The sequence below is a fragment of the Salipiger abyssi genome, from assembly GCF_001975705.1.
GTDB lineage: Bacteria > Pseudomonadota > Alphaproteobacteria > Rhodobacterales > Rhodobacteraceae > Salipiger > Salipiger abyssi.
Genome location: NZ_CP015095.1, coordinates 95,983 through 112,871 on the forward strand (window position 1 = coordinate 95,983; position 16,889 = coordinate 112,871).

The 16,889-nt window shown below is 66.9% G+C and carries 21 protein-coding genes; 15 read left to right on the forward strand and 6 right to left on the reverse strand.

The features are described from left to right. The first annotated feature begins 1 nt into the window (after position 1). From Ga0080574_RS24910 to Ga0080574_RS24925, 4 genes are read left to right on the forward strand one after another with little or no spacing between them, the layout of a single operon-like run. Positions 2 to 1,006 (forward strand): NADPH:quinone oxidoreductase family protein, encoded by a 1,005-nt coding sequence (locus Ga0080574_RS24910; protein ID WP_076706240.1) that lies wholly within the window; start codon positions 2 to 4, stop codon positions 1,004 to 1,006. 5 nt (positions 1,007 to 1,011) lie between these two features. Next, a complete protein-coding gene (locus tag Ga0080574_RS24915; protein WP_076706241.1) occupies positions 1,012 to 2,427 on the forward strand; it encodes a 3-hydroxyacyl-CoA dehydrogenase NAD-binding domain-containing protein in 1,416 nt (471 codons plus the stop codon). Between the two features lie 14 nt (positions 2,428 to 2,441). Further along, entirely contained in the window at positions 2,442 to 2,840 is a 399-nt protein-coding gene (locus Ga0080574_RS24920) for a (R)-mandelonitrile lyase (protein WP_076706242.1), read from the forward strand. A gap of 37 nt (positions 2,841 to 2,877) precedes the next feature. Further along, a complete protein-coding gene (locus Ga0080574_RS24925) occupies positions 2,878 to 3,435 on the forward strand; it encodes a carboxymuconolactone decarboxylase family protein (RefSeq protein WP_076706243.1) in 558 nt (185 codons plus the stop codon). Between the two features lie 257 nt (positions 3,436 to 3,692). Here the strand turns inward: Ga0080574_RS24925 and murB are convergent, their stop codons facing one another. From murB to Ga0080574_RS24940, 3 genes are all read right to left on the reverse strand, one after another. Further along, entirely contained in the window at positions 3,693 to 4,679 is a 987-nt protein-coding gene (gene murB, locus Ga0080574_RS24930; RefSeq protein ID WP_076706244.1) for a UDP-N-acetylmuramate dehydrogenase, read from the reverse strand. Further along, positions 4,676 to 5,068: a group III truncated hemoglobin gene (locus Ga0080574_RS24935; RefSeq protein ID WP_076706286.1), complete on the reverse strand. Its 393-nt coding sequence runs from the start codon at positions 5,066 to 5,068 to the stop codon at positions 4,676 to 4,678. Before Ga0080574_RS24935 ends, murB begins: the two co-directional genes overlap by 4 nt. 68 nt (positions 5,069 to 5,136) lie before the next feature. Continuing rightward, positions 5,137 to 5,802: a helix-turn-helix transcriptional regulator gene (locus Ga0080574_RS24940; protein WP_076706245.1), complete on the reverse strand. Its 666-nt coding sequence runs from the start codon at positions 5,800 to 5,802 to the stop codon at positions 5,137 to 5,139. Between the two features lie 92 nt (positions 5,803 to 5,894). Between Ga0080574_RS24940 and Ga0080574_RS24945 the strand changes: the two genes are divergently transcribed. The 5 genes from Ga0080574_RS24945 (at position 5,895) to Ga0080574_RS24965 (ending at position 8,742) form a co-directional block, all read left to right on the forward strand. Further along, on the forward strand, positions 5,895 to 6,497 hold the full coding sequence (locus Ga0080574_RS24945; protein WP_076706246.1) for a superoxide dismutase: 603 nt from the start codon (positions 5,895 to 5,897) through the stop codon (positions 6,495 to 6,497). An 81-nt stretch (positions 6,498 to 6,578) separates the two neighbouring features. Continuing rightward, on the forward strand, positions 6,579 to 6,917 hold the full coding sequence (gene fdxA / locus Ga0080574_RS24950; protein WP_076706247.1) for a ferredoxin FdxA: 339 nt from the start codon (positions 6,579 to 6,581) through the stop codon (positions 6,915 to 6,917). Continuing rightward, positions 6,914 to 7,462: a flavin reductase family protein gene (locus Ga0080574_RS24955; RefSeq protein WP_076706248.1), complete on the forward strand. Its 549-nt coding sequence runs from the start codon at positions 6,914 to 6,916 to the stop codon at positions 7,460 to 7,462. The genes fdxA and Ga0080574_RS24955 overlap by 4 nt, the downstream gene beginning before the upstream one ends. Positions 7,463 to 7,502: 40 nt before the next feature. Beyond that, positions 7,503 to 8,306: a ferredoxin--NADP reductase gene (locus Ga0080574_RS24960; protein ID WP_076706249.1), complete on the forward strand. Its 804-nt coding sequence runs from the start codon at positions 7,503 to 7,505 to the stop codon at positions 8,304 to 8,306. A 61-nt stretch (positions 8,307 to 8,367) separates the two neighbouring features. Further along, the gene (locus tag Ga0080574_RS24965; RefSeq protein ID WP_076706250.1) at positions 8,368 to 8,742 is read left to right on the forward strand and encodes a DoxX family protein; all 375 of its coding nucleotides are present in this window, start codon (positions 8,368 to 8,370) and stop codon (positions 8,740 to 8,742) included. An 18-nt stretch (positions 8,743 to 8,760) separates the two neighbouring features. Here Ga0080574_RS24965 and Ga0080574_RS24970 read toward each other — a convergent pair whose 3' ends face one another. After that, positions 8,761 to 9,114 carry a cyclophilin-like fold protein gene (locus Ga0080574_RS24970; protein WP_076706287.1) on the reverse strand — a complete coding sequence of 118 codons (354 nt, stop codon included), beginning with the start codon at positions 9,112 to 9,114 and terminating at the stop codon, positions 8,761 to 8,763. A gap of 302 nt (positions 9,115 to 9,416) precedes the next feature. Between Ga0080574_RS24970 and Ga0080574_RS24975 the strand changes: the two genes are divergently transcribed. From Ga0080574_RS24975 to Ga0080574_RS24990, 4 genes are all read left to right on the forward strand, one after another. After that, positions 9,417 to 10,313, forward strand: a complete 897-nt coding sequence (locus tag Ga0080574_RS24975; RefSeq protein ID WP_076706251.1) for a LysR family transcriptional regulator — start codon at positions 9,417 to 9,419, stop codon at positions 10,311 to 10,313. Positions 10,314 to 10,420: 107 nt separating this feature from the next. Next, positions 10,421 to 11,182, forward strand: a complete 762-nt coding sequence (locus Ga0080574_RS24980) for a carboxymuconolactone decarboxylase family protein (protein ID WP_076706252.1) — start codon at positions 10,421 to 10,423, stop codon at positions 11,180 to 11,182. Positions 11,183 to 11,200: 18 nt separating this feature from the next. After that, a complete protein-coding gene (locus Ga0080574_RS24985; RefSeq protein WP_076706253.1) occupies positions 11,201 to 11,839 on the forward strand; it encodes an NADPH-dependent F420 reductase in 639 nt (212 codons plus the stop codon). A 24-nt stretch (positions 11,840 to 11,863) separates the two neighbouring features. Next, the gene (locus Ga0080574_RS24990; RefSeq protein WP_076706254.1) at positions 11,864 to 12,268 is read left to right on the forward strand and encodes a (R)-mandelonitrile lyase; all 405 of its coding nucleotides are present in this window, start codon (positions 11,864 to 11,866) and stop codon (positions 12,266 to 12,268) included. Positions 12,269 to 12,322: 54 nt separating this feature from the next. Here the strand turns inward: Ga0080574_RS24990 and Ga0080574_RS24995 are convergent, their stop codons facing one another. After that, the gene (locus tag Ga0080574_RS24995; protein WP_076706255.1) at positions 12,323 to 13,333 is read right to left on the reverse strand and encodes an IS30 family transposase; all 1,011 of its coding nucleotides are present in this window, start codon (positions 13,331 to 13,333) and stop codon (positions 12,323 to 12,325) included. A gap of 136 nt (positions 13,334 to 13,469) precedes the next feature. Then, the gene (locus tag Ga0080574_RS25000; RefSeq protein ID WP_076706288.1) at positions 13,470 to 14,381 is read right to left on the reverse strand and encodes a LysR family transcriptional regulator; all 912 of its coding nucleotides are present in this window, start codon (positions 14,379 to 14,381) and stop codon (positions 13,470 to 13,472) included. Between the two features lie 117 nt (positions 14,382 to 14,498). Between Ga0080574_RS25000 and Ga0080574_RS25005 the strand changes: the two genes are divergently transcribed. Together Ga0080574_RS25005 and Ga0080574_RS25010 are read left to right on the forward strand one after the other, a co-directional pair. Next, positions 14,499 to 15,698: an acyl-CoA dehydrogenase gene (locus tag Ga0080574_RS25005; RefSeq protein WP_076706256.1), complete on the forward strand. Its 1,200-nt coding sequence runs from the start codon at positions 14,499 to 14,501 to the stop codon at positions 15,696 to 15,698. 9 nt (positions 15,699 to 15,707) lie between these two features. Continuing rightward, positions 15,708 to 16,883: a CaiB/BaiF CoA transferase family protein gene (locus Ga0080574_RS25010; protein WP_076706257.1), complete on the forward strand. Its 1,176-nt coding sequence runs from the start codon at positions 15,708 to 15,710 to the stop codon at positions 16,881 to 16,883. Positions 16,884 to 16,889 lie beyond the last annotated feature (6 nt).

Below are 16,889 nucleotides of genomic sequence, written 5' to 3' on the forward strand. Positions count from 1 at the left end.
CATGAAAGCCGTCATCGTTCGCGAGTTCACCCCCTTCGATCAGGCGCAATATGGCGATCTGCCCGACCCGGAACCGGGCGAGGGCGAGGTTGTCGTCGATATCGAAGCGGCGGAGGCGAATTTTCCGGATATCCTCTATATTGAGGGCAAGTATCAGAAAAAGCCGCCCTTTCCCTTCTCGCCCGGCCTTGCCGGCGCGGGCATTGTCTCGAAACTCGGGGCCGGGGTGACGGGGCTCAGCGTCGGGCAGCGCGTCATGGTGCTGCCGAGCTACGGCACCTATGCCGAAAAGCTGGCGCTGCCGGCGGGCTACTGTTTTCCGATGCCCGACGATCTGCCCTTCGACGTGGCGGCGAGCTTCGGTCTCGTCTACCAGACCGCGTATTTTGCGCTGACCGACCGCGCGGCGATGACCCCCGGCGACACTGTGCTGGTGCTGGGCGCCACCGGCGGTGTCGGCATGGCGGCGGTGCAGCTTGCCAGGGCGCTTGGCGCGGGCACGGTGATCGCGGCGACGCGGGGCGAAAAGGGCGCCGCGCTGGCGCGGGAATTCGGCGCCGACGCGGTGGTCGATACCGGCATGGAGAATCTGCGCGACGGCATGCGCGACGCGGTGAAAGAGGCCACTGGCGGGCACGGGGCCGATGTGGTCATCGACCCGGTGGGGGGCGACGCCTCGGCGGCGGCGCTGCGCGCCATGGCCTGGTGCGGGCGGCTGATCGTGGTGGGCTTTGCCTCCGGCCAGATCCCGCAATTCGGCGGCAATTACCTGCTGGTCAAGAACATAACCGTCGGCGGCGTGCAATGGACCGACTACCGCGCCCGCCAGCTCGACCGGGTGCAGGAGGCGCAGGCGCATATTTTCAGGCTCTGGTCCGAGGGCAAGCTCGCGCCGCGCATCGCCGACCGCCTGCCACTGGCGCAATTCGCCGTGGCGCTGGCCGGGCTTCAGGCGGCGAAGGTCTCGGGTAAGATCATTCTGACAACAAAAGACCGGGGGGAGTGACCCATATGGCAGGGATCGACACAGCGCGCAGCGTCGGCGTGATCGGCGCGGGTACGATGGGTGCGGGGATCGCGCAACTGGCGGCAGCGGCGGGGCATCCGGTGCTGCTCTATGACGCCGTCGAGGGCGCGGCGGAAAAGGGCCGGGCGCGCATCGCCAAGGGGCTGGAAAAGCTGGTCGCGCGCGGCAAGATGAGTGAGGCGGATGTGACCGCGCTGGTGGGCCGGATCGAGGTCGCGCCCTCGCTCGACGCCTTCGCCGATGCCGCGCTGGCGGTCGAGGCCATCGTGGAAAAGCTGGAGGTCAAGCGCGAGCTCTTCGCCCAGCTTGAGGGGATCATGGGCGAGGATGCGATCCTCGGCACCAACACCTCGTCGATCTCGGTCACCTCCATCGGGCGCGACCTGAAACGGCCCGGCCGGCTTGTGGGGATGCATTTCTTCAACCCCGCCCCGGTCATGAAGCTGGTCGAGGTGATTTCCGGCGTCTCTACCGACCCTGCCGTGGCGCAGACCGTCTTTGACACCGCAGAGGCCTGGGGCAAGATCCCGGTGCATGCAAAATCCACTCCCGGTTTCATCGTCAACCGCGTCGCCCGGCCCTATTACGCCGAGGCGCTGCGGCTTTACGAGGAGCAGGTGGCCGATCCGGCGACGCTGGATGCGCTGCTGACCGAGGGCGGCGGCTTCCGCATGGGGCCCTTCACGCTGATGGATCTGATCGGGCATGACGTGAACTATGCGGTCAGCACCTCGGTCTTCGAGGCCTATTATCAGGAACCGCGTTTTCGCCCCTCCATCGCGCAGCTAGAGCTGGTGAATGCCGGGCGGCTGGGGCGCAAGACCGGGCGCGGCTTTTACGACTATTCCGAAGGCGCCGAGGCGCCGCAGCCCGCCGCGCCCGCACCGGCGGGCCGGGCCGACGGGTTCGACGGGCTGGCGCTCAGCGGCAATGAAGAGGCCGGCGGCACCGCGATCCGGCTGACCGACGGGCGCACAGCCAGGCAGCTCGCGAAAGAGCTGGGACAGCCGGTGATCGTCTATGACCTCGGCGCCGACGGCAAACGGCTGGGCTTTGCCGCCTCGCCGGAGGTGGGCGAGGATGTGCTGAAACGCTTTGCCGCGACGCTGGCGATGCGCAACCTCACCGGCATGCGACTGCCGGACTGGCCGGGGCTGGTGGTGATGCGCACCGTGGCGATGCTGGCCAATGAAGGTTTCGAGGCGAGGCTTCAGGGCGTCGCCGACGAGGAGGGGATCGACAAGGCCATGCGCTTTGGCGTGAACTATCCCAAAGGCCCCATCGGCTGGGCGCGGGAGATCGGCCTTGGCCGGGTGCTCTCGGTGCTCGACGCCATTCACGAACTGACCGGCGATCCGCGCTATCGCGCCTCGATGGCGCTGCGCATGGAAGCCGACTGACAGGAGATCATGCCATGAAGATCAACCGCGCCGCCTCCGGCCCGTCCTCCTGGGCGCCCGCCGAGAGTTTCACCGGCACCGTCCGCCGCGACCCGCTGATCGGGTCCGAGGCGCCGGGCCGTGTCGGCACCGGGCTCGTCACCTTCGAGCCGGGTGCGCGCACCGCCTGGCACACCCATCCGGCGGGGCAGATCCTGATTGTCACCGCCGGGCGCGGCTGGGTGCAGAGCAAGGGCCAGCCGAGGCAGGAGGTCGCGCCGGGGGATTCGATCTGGTTCCCGGCGGGCGAAAAGCACTGGCACGGCGCCACCGAGACCACCGCCATGACCCATATCGCCGTCACCGAGTATATCGACGGCTCGGCGGTCGACTGGATGGAGCATGTCACCGACGAGGACTATCTCGCGGGCTGAGCAGTGCCGTGCCATCACGACCATGAAAGGAGGCGCCATGCCCTTCCTGAAATCCCTGCCCGAGAATGCCGGGCCGCCGAATGTCTTCAAGCAATACAAGGAGATCTATGGCCCGTTTTCCGAGATGAGCCAGGCGCTGATGAACGGCCGCTCGCCGCTGAGCCCCGCGGAGCGTGAGCTGATCCTGGCCTATGCGGCGGGGGTGTCGGGCAACGGCTTTGTCTTCACCGGCCATTCCGAGGTGGCCTATGCCTGGGGTTACGAGCGCGGGCTGCTCGACCGGCTGGTCGAGGATGTGGACAGCGCCCCGGTGGAGGAGAAGCTGAAGCCGCTGCTGCATTTCGTGCGCAAGCTGATGCTGTCTCCGACGGAGATGGCGCAGGCCGATGCGGATGCGGTCTTTGCCGCCGGCTGGGACGAGGCGGCGCTGCACAGCGCCATCGCCGTGGCCGGGCGGGCGGCCTTCATGCACCGGCTGGTGGCGGGCTGCGGGTTTGAGCCGCTCGATCCCGAGGTGGCGGCGCGCCACGCGAAGAAGCGGGTCGAGAAGGGCTATGTGAATCTCTACAGCGCGTTTCGGAAGACGGAGGGGTAGAGGGCGGCACGGTGGGCAGATTGCCCACCCTACGGTCGAGCAATGCGCGGGCGCGGAACAAGGCCGCAGGCCGCCGCGCCATCGCCGGCCCGTTCGGGCGGGCTGGCGATTTGGTGACGTCAGTACAACGTGTCGAGGTCTCTCGGACTTGGCCGGGATAAATCGAGAGGTTCAAAGCGAAGGTCGCCAACCCACGGGCCGGCGATGGCGCGGCTCACCCGAGCTTGACGCTGTAGGGTGGGCAATCTGCCCACCGCTCAGCCGAGCGTCACCGGCTCCTGTACCAGCGTCACGCCGAAGCGCTCGCGTACCCGCTCCACCGCCGTTGCGGCGAGCCGGGTCACATCGTCGAAGGTCGCGCGGCCATGGTTCACCAGCACCAGCGCGTGTTGCTCGGAAAACCCGGCATCGCCGCAGCGATAGCCCTTGAGCCCGCTGGCCTCCAGCAGCCAGCCCGCCGAGAGCTTGCGGCCGCCCTCGACAGCATGCCCCGGCACCTCGGCATAACGTGCGGCCTCTGCCTCCGGCACGATGGGATTGTGAAAGAACGACCCGGCATTGCCGGTCTCGCGCCAGTCCGGCAGCTTGGTGCCGCGCAGCGCCAGAACCGCCTGCATGATGGTGCGCGCGTCGCTGCCCGCGGGCAGCGCGTCGAGCCCCGCATAGCGCAGCACCGGGCGCCAGGGACGGGGCAGGGCGAGCGTCACCTCGGTGACGATATAGCGCCCCGGAATCTCCTTGAAACGGCTGTGACGATAGGCAAAGCGGCAGGCCGCCTTGTCGAAACGCCGGAACGCGCTGGTCTCGGTATCGAAGGCGATGAGCGACTCGAAGATATCGGAAAGCTCCACCCCGTAGGCGCCGATATTCTGGATCGGCGCGGCGCCCACCGTGCCCGGGATACCCGCGAGATTCTCCAGCCCGCTGACGCCTTGCGCGACGCTCCACTCGACCAGCCCGGGCCAGCTCTCGCCGGCGCAGGCCGTGACCCGGACCGCATCCGGCGCGCTGGTGTCGATCCACCGCCCGGTCATGCCGGAGACCCCCACCACCGCCTCGATCTGCGGCGCGAGCACGCAATTGCTGCCCCCGCCCAGCAGGTGGAAGGGCAGCCCCTTGTCGCGGGCAAAGGCCAGCGCTTCGATCATGGCGCCGGCATCGGGCAGCATGCCGCCATGGCGCGCATGCGACGGCAGCCCCAGCGTGTTGCGTGCAGAGAGGTCGAATTGGTCTGTGAGTGTCACGGATAGGTTTCGCGTTTCAGGGGCGGCTGAAAGACCAGGTCTTCGCCGCGATGCATGGCAATATTGATGCGGAAGGAATTGGCGATGCGCTCGGAGCGGTCGATGAACAGCGCCGCTGTCAGCGGCGGGCAAAGCTCGGTGACCGTGTGGCGGAACAGCGCCAGCCAGCGCATGAAATGGGAATCGTCGAGCTCGGTGATGGCCAGATGCCGGGGCATCGGACGGCCGTCGTAGCGGCGGCTGCTGAGCAGCGAGGCGCACCAGAAGGTCTCGATATCCTCCAGATGGGTTTCCCAGCGCGCATCCGGCACGTATTTGCGAAAGATCGGCCCGATCACCTCGTCCTCGCGTGCCATGGCATAGAAGCGCCGGACGACGCGGCGGATCATCGCCTCGTCGAGCCCTTCGGCGATGGCCTCGGCGGGTTTCGGCGCCTTGCTGGCGCGCGGATGCCCGGTCATGGGCGCGCCTCGGTGATCCGGTAGGTGCAGCGCCGCCCGCCCTTGACGATATGTTCGACCCGCTCGACCGTGGTGCCCTCGCCCAGAACGCTTTCGAACACCGCTTTTTCCGAGCGGCAGAAGCCCTGGCAGATGGTCGCGGCGGCGCAGATCGGGCAGTGATTCTCGATCAGCATCATGCTGCCGTCGCCGGCCTCTTCGGCGGTGGCCATATAGCCCTCTTCGGAGCGCAGTTTTGCCAGCCTAGTCACCCGGTCGCGCAGGCTGCCGCCATCGGCCAGCGCCGCGCGATAGAGCGCCTGGGTGCCGGCCTCGCGGGCGCTGATGATCCGGTCCAGAGCCTCTTCGCCCAGCACCTCGCGAATCGAGCGCAACAGCTCGACCGTCAGCGCCGCGTGGCTGTCGGGAAACCGCGCCTGGCCCTTTTCGGTCAGGTGCCAGTAGGTCGAGGGCCGGCCCCGCCCGGCAGAGCGGCGCTCGTCGCGCACCAGCCCGTCCTCGGCCAGCTTCACAAGCTGCTGGCGCGCGGCCTCGCCGGTGATCTCCAGCCGCCGGCCCATCTGCGCCGAGGTCAGCGCCCCGTGCATCTTGAGCGCCATGAGGATGCGCTCGGACGGGGCGCGCGGGGTCCAGGCATGTTTTTCCAACTCGTCGCTTGACATATTCGCTCCGATATTTTTCAAAGCACTTGCTTGGATTAAATACCGAAACGAGTCGGGCGACGCAAGCACCGGCTCAGAAGGAGAGAAAGAAAATGGCTTTTGAACTGCCCGCACTGACCTATTCCCACTCCGCTCTGGCCGAACGCGGCATGAGCCAGGAAACGCTCGAGCTGCACCATGACAAGCACCACCAGGCCTATGTCACCGCGCTGAACAATTTCGTCGAGGCCAATGGCGACCTGCAAGGCAAGTCGCTCGAAGAGATCATCGGCATGACCTATGGCGACGAGGCCCGCGCCGGGATCTTCAACCAGGCCGGCCAGCACTGGAACCACATCCATTTCTGGAACGCGCTGTCGCCGAACGGTGGCGGTATCCCCGGCTCGCTGGAGGCCAAGCTTGTCGAGGCCTTCGGTTCGGTCGATCAGTTCAAGGACGCGTTCAAGGCGGCCGCCGTGGGCCAGTTCGGCTCGGGCTGGGCCTGGCTCATCCAGAAATCCGACGGCTCGCTCGGCGTGACCAAGACCCCGAACGGCGTGAACCCGCTGGCCACCGGTGAAGGCACCGCGCTGCTGGGTCTCGATGTCTGGGAACACAGCTACTACGTCGACTTCCGCAACCGTCGCCCGGATTACGTGACCAACTTCCTCGACAAGCTCGCGAATTACGAATTCGCCGAATCCAACCTCGCCTGAGCGGGGCTGGAAACGTCCTGCCACGGATCATTGCTCCCCCGTCCGTGGCAGGGCGGATTTCTGCCGCAGCAAGAGACCCCTATGACTTACGTCGTCACCGAGAACTGCATCGCCTGCAAATACATGGACTGCGTCGAGGTCTGCCCCGTGGATTGCTTCTACGAGGGCGAGAACACGCTGGTCATCCACCCCGACGAGTGCATCGATTGCGGCGTCTGCGAGCCGGAATGCCCCGCCGAGGCGATCAGCCCGGATACCGATCCGGACATGGATCGCTGGGTCGAGTTCAACCGGAAATATTCCGAGATCTGGCCCGTCATCCTCGAACGCGGCGAGCCGCCGGAGAATGCCGACGCGATGGATGGCGTGCCCGACAAGCTCAAGACGATGTTCTCGCCCAATCCGGGAAACGGCTCATGACCTCGACCATCTCGACCATTTCCGCATCGGTGGATCTGCGCCTCGACCGCGATTTCCGCAGCGATATCGAACGGCGCGATTTCCGCGACGCCATGGCCTCGCTCGCGGCGAATGCCTGCGTGGTGACCGCGCGCGGCGGCAAGGAGCGGCTCGGCCGCACGGTGACCGCCGCGATGTCGCTCAGCGTCGAGCCGCCGGCAATCCTCGTCTCCATCGACGCGGCCTCGCCGCTGGCGGCGCTGATCCGGCGCGAGCAGGGCTTTTCCTTTGCCATGCTGTCCGAGACGCAGCAGGCGGTGGCCGATGCCTTTGCCGGCAAGCTGCCGCCCGAGGAGCGTTTTGACGCGGGCAGCTGGGGCGCCTGGCAGTCCGGGCAGCCCCGGCTCGACGAGGCCGTGGCGATCATGGACTGCGCGGTGATCGGCGAGATCGGCCTCGCGGGGCATATCCTCTTTGCCGGGGGTGTGCGCGACATCGCGCTCGATTACAGCCGCAGCCCGCTGGTCTGGCATCACCGCCGCTACAATTCGGTCTATCCGCTGTGACCCGATGTGGCGCCCCCGTGACACCCTGCCGGAGTTTCCCATGACCGCCAGCCCGACCCGGAGCAGCTTTTTCCCTGAGGGCGCGCTGGCCGAGCGCGTGCTTTCCGTCCGGCATCACGACGACCGGCTGTTCTCGATCCGCACCACGCGGCAACGCGGGTTCCGGTTCCATTCGGGCCAGAGCGCGGCGGTGGGCCTGCCGAATGCCGGCGGGCCGGCCATCCGCGCCTGCGCCATCGCCAGCCCGGCCTGGCAGCGCGAGCTGGAATTCTATGTTGCGCGGAGACCGGGCGAGGGGCTCTCGGACCCGCTGCAACAGCTCCGCCCGGGCGATACGCTGATGCTGCGCCCGAAACCTGCCGGCACGCTGGTGCGCGACGCGCTGCTGCCGGGAAGCCGGCTCTGGCTGATCGCGACCGGCACCGGGATCGCGCCTTTCGCGAGCCTCGCCCGCGACCCGGAGACTTATCAGAAATTCGATGAGGTGATCCTCACCCAGAGCTGCGCGCAGCCCACCGGGCTGAGCTTTGGCATGGCGCTGGCGCGGGGGATCGAGACCGATCCGTTGATCCGCCGCTTCGCCGGCGGTCGGTTCCGGCACTATGCCACCACGACGCGCGGGGCATCGCCGCGCATGGGCCGGATCACCGATCATCTGCGAGACGGACGCCTTTTCGCGGCCGTCGGGCTCGCCGGCTTCGATCCGGAGCAAGACCGGGTGATGGTCTGCGGCGCGCCGGGGCTGATCCGCGACATGCGGGCGATCCTGCGAGAGGCCGGGCTGCGCGCGGGCACGCGCCGCGATCCCGGTGATTACATCACCGAACCCGCCATCGCCGGCTGAGTACGGCGGCAAGGCACATTCCGGGGGGCGCGTGGCCCCTCGTCACAGGAAAGTCGAGGACATGAAAAAACCGACATATGGGGAAAATCTGTTTGCATGGCTGCTGGCCGGCTTCTTTGTCGTGGGAGGCACGCTGAACATCTTTGCCTCGCCCGATATCGTCGCGGATTATCAGCGCTGGGGCTATCCCCCGCGCTTTCACTATCTCACCGGCGCGCTGGAATGGCTCGCGGCGGTGCTGATCGCGGCGCCGATGACGCGCTATGTGGGCAGCCTGCTCGCTGGCGGCATCATGATCAGCGCGGCGGCGACGGTGGTGCTGAACGGCGAACACGACCACGCCATCGCCCCGCTGATCGTGCTGGCGCTGGTCGCGGTGAATGCCTGGGTCACCCGCCGCCGCGCGCAGACAAAGGGCTTTTCACCCAAGGGATGAGGCTGGGCGCGGCGCGGGCTACTCCGCCAGTTCGATCCGGGCGGGGTAGCTGCCATCCTTCAGCAGCGCGTCGAGCGGCCCGTCGATCTCGCCGAGCCGCACCAGCCCGCGCGAGGACTGGAACGGCTTGTAGAAGATCGCGAGATTGCCCCAGGGCGCGTAAAGCGTGATGTCGCCGGTCTCGGGCTTGTAGCTCGCCGGCGCGCCGCTGGTGTCGAGCTTGCGCGGCAGATCGGCGATCTTTTCGGTGCTGTGATAGTCGCTCAGCGTCAGGTCGAGCGGCAGCATATCGGCGAAATCGCGCCCGGCGGTGCTGTCGTCGAGCGTCGCGGGCAGGACGGTGTCGTCGATGACGATCTGAATGCGGGTCATGGGGGCTCCTTTCGTGGTCTCGGCCGGCAGCGGGCCGGAGAGAAGGCAGGCGGCGGCAAGCGCCGCACCGATCCGTGTGAGCATAGCGCCGGACATGCGATCTCCTTTCCTGGCTCTGTCACGGATATAGGCGAAACGGGCGGGGAGATCATGCCGCGCGGAACACTTCCACCCATGAGCGGGGGTCATGAGTGGGCGACGCGCCTCCGCGGACCCGCGCGCCGCATAATCCATCGACTTTATGAGCAAGCCTCATATATCAAGGGCAGACCCGATCCCGCACCCCCGGAGCCCGCCCGCCCATGCTGCGCGAAAACATCAACGATCTCATCGCCTTTGCCGCCGTTGCCGAAGAGCGCAGCTTTACCCGCGCGGCGGCGCGGCTCAACGTCTCGCAATCGGCGCTGAGCCACACGATCAAGGGGCTGGAAAAGCGCCTCGGCCTGCGCCTGCTGACCCGCACGACGCGCGCGGTGGCGCCGACGCTCGAGGGCGAGGATCTGCTCACCACGCTCAACCCCTGTTTCGAAAAGATCGAAACCCGGCTCATGGCGCTCAACGACGCGCGCGACCAGCCGACCGGCACCGTGCGCATCGCCGCCACCGAATATGCCATCGAAAGCCTGCTCTGGCCCAAGCTTTCGCCGGTGCTGAAGCGCTATCCGACGGTGAATATCGAGTTCGTCATGGATTACGGCTATACCGATCTGGCCAGCGCGCAATGCGATGCGGGCGTGCGTTACGGCGAGCAGGTCAGCGACGGCATGATCGCCATGCGGATCGGCCCGGAGGAGCGCATGGTCTGCGTCGGCGCGCCGGCCTATTTCGACGAGGCGGGCAGCCCCGAGGTGCCGCAGGATCTGACCGGACACCGCTGCATCAACCTGCGGCTCTCCACCCATGGCGCGCTCTATGCCTGGGAGTTCGAGGACGAGGACGGCAACGAGATCCGCGTCAAGGTACAGGGCCAGGCCTGTTTCAACACGATCAACCCGGTGCTGCGGGCGGCGCTGGACGGGCACGGGCTGGCGCTGATCCCCGAGCGGCTGGCGCAGCCGCATGTGGCGGCGGGCCGGCTGCACCTCTGTCTGGAGCGCTATTGCCCCTATTTCCCGGGCTTTCACCTCTACTATCCCAGCCGACAGCGCCCGTCCTCGGCCTTCGAGGTGGTGCTGGAGGGGCTGCGCGAGCGCGGCTGAGCATTCATGAGAACGGGTCATGAGTGGCGTGATTGCGCGGGCTATTAAGATCTGTGCGATGCGGGCCATGTCGGAGGGGAGACATCATTCCCCGGAAGGAGACCCCGATGAAACTGCCCTTTGCCGCCTCGGCCATCGCCCTCGTGACCAGCTCCGCATTCGCGCAGGAGGCCGCGCGCACGCTGCCCGACGCGGTGGGGCAGGTCGCCCCGGCGCTCGACGCCTATGCTTCCGACGCGCTGTTCGGCGCGGAATGGTCCGATGAGAGCCTCGCGCCCCGCGACCGCGCGCTGATCACCTTTGCCGCGCTGATGACCCGGCACGAGACGGGCGCGCTTGCCGATCATATCGCGCTGGCGCTCGACGCGGGTGTGACCCCCGCCGAGATCTCCGAGACGATCACCCATCTGGCCTTCTACACCGGCTGGGGCAACGCCACCGCCGCCGCCGAGGCCGCCGCACCGGTCTTTGCCGAGCGCGGCATCGCCGCGGCGGATCTGCCGGGCGCGGATCCGGAACTGCTGCCGCTCGACGAAGAGGCCGAGGCCGCGCGCGAGGAGACGGTGAAGGGCAATTACGGCGCCGTCAGCATGGGCGTGGTGGACAACACCCGCGAGTTGCTGTTCCGCGATCTCTGGCTGCGCCCCGATCTGGCGCCGCGCGACCGCAGCCTGATCACCGTGGCGGCGCTGATCGCCGCCGGCCAGCCCGAACAGATGACCTTTCACCTCAACCGCGCCATGGACAACGGCTTGACCCGGGAAGAGGCCGGCGCGATGTTGTCGCATCTCGCCTTCTATGCCGGCTGGCCCAAGGTATTCTCGGCGCTGCCGGTGGCAAAAGCGGTCTTCGAAGACCGCGCCGGCTGAGACCGCAAGGAGATCGCGATGAGGATCGGTATTCTCGGATCAGGGCTGATGGGCGGCAAGCTCGGCCATTTCTGGGCTGCCAGCGGCCATGACGTGTGTTTCGCCTATTCCCGCAGCCGCTCGAAACTCGACCGGCTCGCCCGCGAGAGCGGCGCCAGCAGCGGCACGGTTGCCGAGGCGGTGCAGGGCGCCGATGCGCTGCTCCTGTCGGTGCACTGGTCGAGGGTTGGCGACGTGCTGGAGCAGGCCGGCGATCTCGCCGGGCAGGTGGTGCTCAACTGCTGCGTGCCGCTGAACGAGAGCGACACCGAGCTGGTCGTCGGCACCACGAGCTCCGGCGCCGAGGAACTGGCCCGCATGCGCCCCGACGCGCGCTGGGTGGCCTGCTTCAACACCAGCCCGTCCGAGAGCTTTGCCCCGGTCTTTGCCCGCAAGGACCAGGAACCGCGCCCGCAGCTCATGGTCTATGGCGATGACGAAGAGGCAAAGGCGGTGGCCGGCGGGCTGATCCGCGATATCGGCTTCGAGCCGCTCGACACCGGGCGGCTGCGCAATGCGCGTTTCGTCGAGCCCTTCGCCATGGTCACCGCAGAGCTGGCCTATGGCCAGCCCGGCGGCCCGGCGCTGACCTACCGTTTCGAGAAACTGCGCGGCTGACCGCGCAAAGACAGGAGACATATCATGAAGATCATCCGTTCCGGCAGCGCCCCGTCGAACCCGGGGCCCGAAGACTGGTTCACCGGCACCGTCCGCGTCGACCCGCTCTTTGCCGCCGAGGAACCGGGCCGCACCAGCGGCGCCCATGTCACCTTTGAACCCGGCGCGCGTACCGCCTGGCACACCCATCCGGCAGGGCAGACCCTGATCGTCACCTTCGGGCGCGGCCTTGTGCAGCGCGAGGGCGGCCCGGTGGAGGAGATCCGCCAGGGCGATGTCGTCTGGTTCCCGGCGGAGGAAAAGCACTGGCACGGCGCCGCGCCCGAAACCGCCATGAGCCATATCGCGGTTCAGGAAAGCATTGACGGCAGCCCGGTGACCTGGATGGAAAAAGTCTCCGATGAGGACTATCTCTCCGGCGAAAAATGACGGGAGAGGCCCCGGTGTGAACTCACGCCGAAGCGCAAATTCTGATTTCTTATTCTACGTCAGTCGGTTCTGGATATCCACGAGCTTGGCCTCGAAGACCTCGGCGGGCGTTCGGTAGCCCAGGCATTTGCGGGGCGTCGCGTTGAGGCGCTGGCAAATCGACCTCAAATATCGATTTGTCAGCGCCGTCGGTTCGGTCGAGCGGGGCAGGAACTTGCGAAGACGGTTGTTGGTGTTCTCGACCGTGCCTTTCTGCCAGGGCGCCCGCGGGTCGCAGAACCAGCTGTCCGCGCCGATCCCATCCTTGAGCCGTTGCCATGCCGAGAACTCGGACCCGCGGTCGAATGTGATGGATTGGCGTGCGTCGGCGGGCAGGGCGGAGAGCCCCTGGATGAGGGCTTCCATGATCGGCTTCGATCGCCGGTCCTCGTTGCGCAGCACGACGGTGTAGCGGCCGACGCGCTCCACCAGGGAGGTCACGTTGATCTTGCCGTGCTCCTTGCGGAACATCACCAGGTCACATTCCCAGTGCCCAAACTCAACGCGCTCGGCGACGCGATCCGGTCTGTTTGAAAGGTTCTGCGCATCCGAGATGTGGCTGCGCTGGTACCGGCGGTATCCACGAGGTCTGCGGCGTCTGCGATGCTCGGGCAGGTGCCGGTAGAACTGCTCGGCGCGACCTTCCTTCGAGTAGGCGTAGCGATAGATCGTTTCGTGGCTCACGCGGACACCATGCTGCTCGAGACGCATCCGGCCGGCGATCTGCTCCGGTGACCAGCCAGCCTTGAGACCATGCTCGACGGCAGCTTTGAGCTGAGGGTGCTGAACCATCTTGCGGTGAAGGGCGCGGCGCTTCTCGCTCATGGTCTGAGCGTTCAGCGCGTAGTATCCTGAGAGCTCTGGCAGTCCGCCGCCGTCGAAGTGGTTGCGCTTCAGATCACGATAGATCGTCGAGGGGGCGCGGCTCAGGCGATCCGCGATCTCGGGTATCGGCATCTTGGCTTCACGCCACTTGGCAATCTTGATCCGTTCCTCGAAACTCAGCTGAAGGTAGCAACGACCCATCCCACGTCCTCCACGCAAACTTCTGTTTTGATACAGAATTTGCACTTCGTTTGTGAATCCACCCTGCCGGTGAGCGCAAGGCCCATAATCCGTCTTATGTAAAGTAACCGGATGCGCCACCCGGGCGCATCCGATGCTATGTCGCCCGGATCACCCTTTCCTCGGCACCGCTTTCCGCCGCCAGCCAGGACCGGAAGGCCATGAGCGGCGCGTCCGCGGTCTTGGCCTCGGGCCAGACCAGCCAATAGGCGCCCCGGATCGGCACCGCCTGGCGCAGCACCGGCACCAGCCGGCCCTCGGCGATCTCGATCTGCGCGAGATAATCCGGCAGCAGCGCCACGCCGAGCCCGGAAATCGCCGCCTGGATCATCATGGAAAACTGATCCATCAGCATGCCGCCGCCCTGACAGGGGGCGCCGCCCTGACCCTCGAACCAGTCGGCCCAGGCATTGGGACGGGATTCCAGATGCAACATCGGCAGATCGCGCAGATCGTCGACACTCTCCAGCCGGTGCGCCGCCGCAAAGCCCGGCGAGACGCAGGCCGTCGCGCGCTCGTCGAAGAGCTTGAGATGGTTCGCCCCCGGCCAGTCCGCCGCGCCGAAATAGATCGCCGCATCGAAGATCTCGACCTCAAAGTCGAACCGCGCGATCCGCGTCGACATGTTGAGCGCGATGCCCGGATGGCGTTTCAGGAAATCGCCCAGACGCGGCCCCAGCCAGCGGGTGGCGAAGGTCGGCAGCACCGCCAGCGACAGCGTGCCGCCCTCGGGGTTGGCGACCACCGCCATGCTGGCGCGCTGCACCATGTCGAGCGCGCGGGCCACGTCGCGCTGATAGCTGAGCGCGGCGGCGTTGGGGATCAGGCGCCGGCGCTGGCGCAGGAACAGCTCGCGCCCGAGCTGCTCTTCCAGCGACAGGATCAGCCGGCTGACCGTGCTCTGCGTCAGGCTCAGCTCCTCGGCGGCGGCGGTGACCGAGCCGTGGCGCACCACCGCATCGAAGGCGAGCAGCAGCTTGATCGAGGGCAGAAAGCGCCGTGGCCGCATATCCATTCCGTTCCTGAATGTTTTGATGCGGGAATACCGCTGTTTTCCGGGGCTATACACTGATATCAGCGCAGGGAATACATGAAAGCCACAGACACGATCTCCGGAGGACCCCCCATGTCGTCGACCTCGTACAAAGGCATCCCGTTCAACTGGGCGGATCCGTTCCTGCTCGACGACCAGCTCACCGAAGACGAACGGATGATCCGCGACGCCGCCAACGCCTTTGCCAGCGACCGGCTGCTGAGCCGGGTCGAAGAGGCCTATCTCGAGGAAAAGACCGATCCCGAGATCTTCCGCGAGATGGGGGCTGCGGGGCTGCTGGGGGTGACCGTGCCCGAGGAATATGGCGGCGCCGGCGCCTCTTACGTGTCCTATGGCCTCGTGGCGCGCGAGGTCGAGCGCGTCGACAGCGGCTATCGCTCGATGATGTCGGTGCAGTCCTCGCTGGTGATGTTCCCGATCCAGGCCTATGGGTCGGAAGAGCAAAAGCGCAAATACCTGCCCAAGCTCGCCAGCGGCGAATGGATCGGCTGCTTCGGCCTGACCGAACCCGATGCCGGCTCCGATCCCGGCGGCATGAAGACCCGTGCCATCAAGACCGAGGGCGGCTATCGCCTGATCGGCTCCAAGATGTGGATCTCGAACAGCCCGATCGCCGATGTCTTCGTGGTCTGGGCGAAATCCGAAGCGCATGACGGCAAGGTGCGCGGTTTTGTGCTGGAGAAGGGCATGAAGGGCCTGACGGCGCCCAAGATCGGCGGCAAGCTCAGCCTGCGCGCCTCGATCACCGGCGAGATCGTTCTGGACAATGTCGAGGTCGGCGAAGAGGCGCTGCTGCCCGGCGTGCAGGGCATGGGCGGCCCGTTCGGCTGTCTCAACCGCGCCCGCTACGGCATCGCCTGGGGCGTGATGGGGGCCGCCGAGGATTGCTTTTTCCGGGCCCGGCAATACGGGCTCGACCGCAAGCAGTTCAACCGCCCGCTGGCCGCGACGCAGCTCTATCAGAAGAAGCTCGCGGATATGGAGACCGAGATCGCGCTCGGCCTTCAGGGCGCGCTGCGGGTCGGGCGGCTCTTCGACGAGGGCCGCTTTGCCCCCGAGATGATCTCGCTGGTCAAGCGCAACAATTGCGGCAAGGCGCTGGATATCGCCCGGCAGGCGCGCGACATGCATGGCGGCAACGGCATCCAGATTGAATACCACGTCATCCGCCATTCGCAGAACCTCGAAACGGTCAACACCTACGAGGGCACCCACGATGTGCACGCGCTGATCCTCGGCCGCGCGATCACCGATATCCAGGCCTTTGCGTAAGCCCGGCGCATGTCCAGTGACGCACCCTACAAGGGCCTGAAGGTCGTCGAGCTGGCGCGCATCCTCGCCGGCCCGTGGATCGGCCAGACGCTGGCCGATCTCGGCGCCGAGGTGATCAAGATCGAGGCGCCCGAGGGCGACGACACCCGCCGCTGGGGGCCGCCCTTTCTCGAACGGTCCCTGCCCGACGGCGGCACCGAGACGGTGGCGGCCTATTTCCATGCCGCCAATCGCGGCAAGAACTCGGTCACCTGCGATTTCTCGAACCCCGAGGATCTCGCCCGGCTCAAGGCGCTGATCGCCGAAGCGGATGTGGTGGTGGAGAATTTCAAGGTCGGCGGGCTGAAGAAGTTCGGTCTCGATTACGAGACGCTCTCGGCGCTGAATCCGGGGCTGGTCTATGCCTCGGTGACAGGTTTCGGCCAGACCGGGCCGCGCGCGCGGCAGCCGGGATACGATTTCCTGATCCAGGGCATGTGCGGGATCATGGATCTGACCGGCGAGCCGGAGGGCGAGCCGCAGAAAATCGGCGTCGCCTGGATCGACATTTTCACCGGGCTTTACGGCGTCATCGGCGTGCAGGCGGCGCTGGCCGAGCGGGCGCGCTCGGGCAAGGGCCAGCATGTGGACCTGTCGCTGCTCGATTGCGGCGTCGGCGTGCTGGCCAATCAGGCGACCAATTTCCTGCTCGGTGGCATCACCCCCCAACGGCTGGGCAATGCGCATCCGAATATCGTGCCCTATCAGGTCTTTCCCGCCGCCGACGGGCATCTCATCGTGGCCTGCGGCAATGACCGTCAGTTCCGTGCGCTCTGCGCCGAGCTGGGGCTGGACGGGCTGGCGGACGATCCGCGCTATGCCACCAACCCGGCGCGGGTCGCCCACCGCGAGGCGCTGTGCGCCATGCTGGCGGAACAGACCGCGCAGCGCACCAAAGCCGATCTCATCGCCGGGCTGGAAAAAGCCGGCGTGCCGGGCGGGCCGATCAACACCGTGGCCGAGGCGCTGAGCGACGCGCAGATCGCGGCGCGCGGCATGACCATCGCGCCCGAGGGTCTGCCCGGGCTGCGCACCCCCATCGCGTTTTCGCGCAGCGAGCTGGTGCTCGACCGCGCCGCGCCGCGTCTGGGTATCGGCGAGGCGGCGTTCTCCTCCGCGCCCGAGACACCGGACGGCGCGCAATAGTGCCGC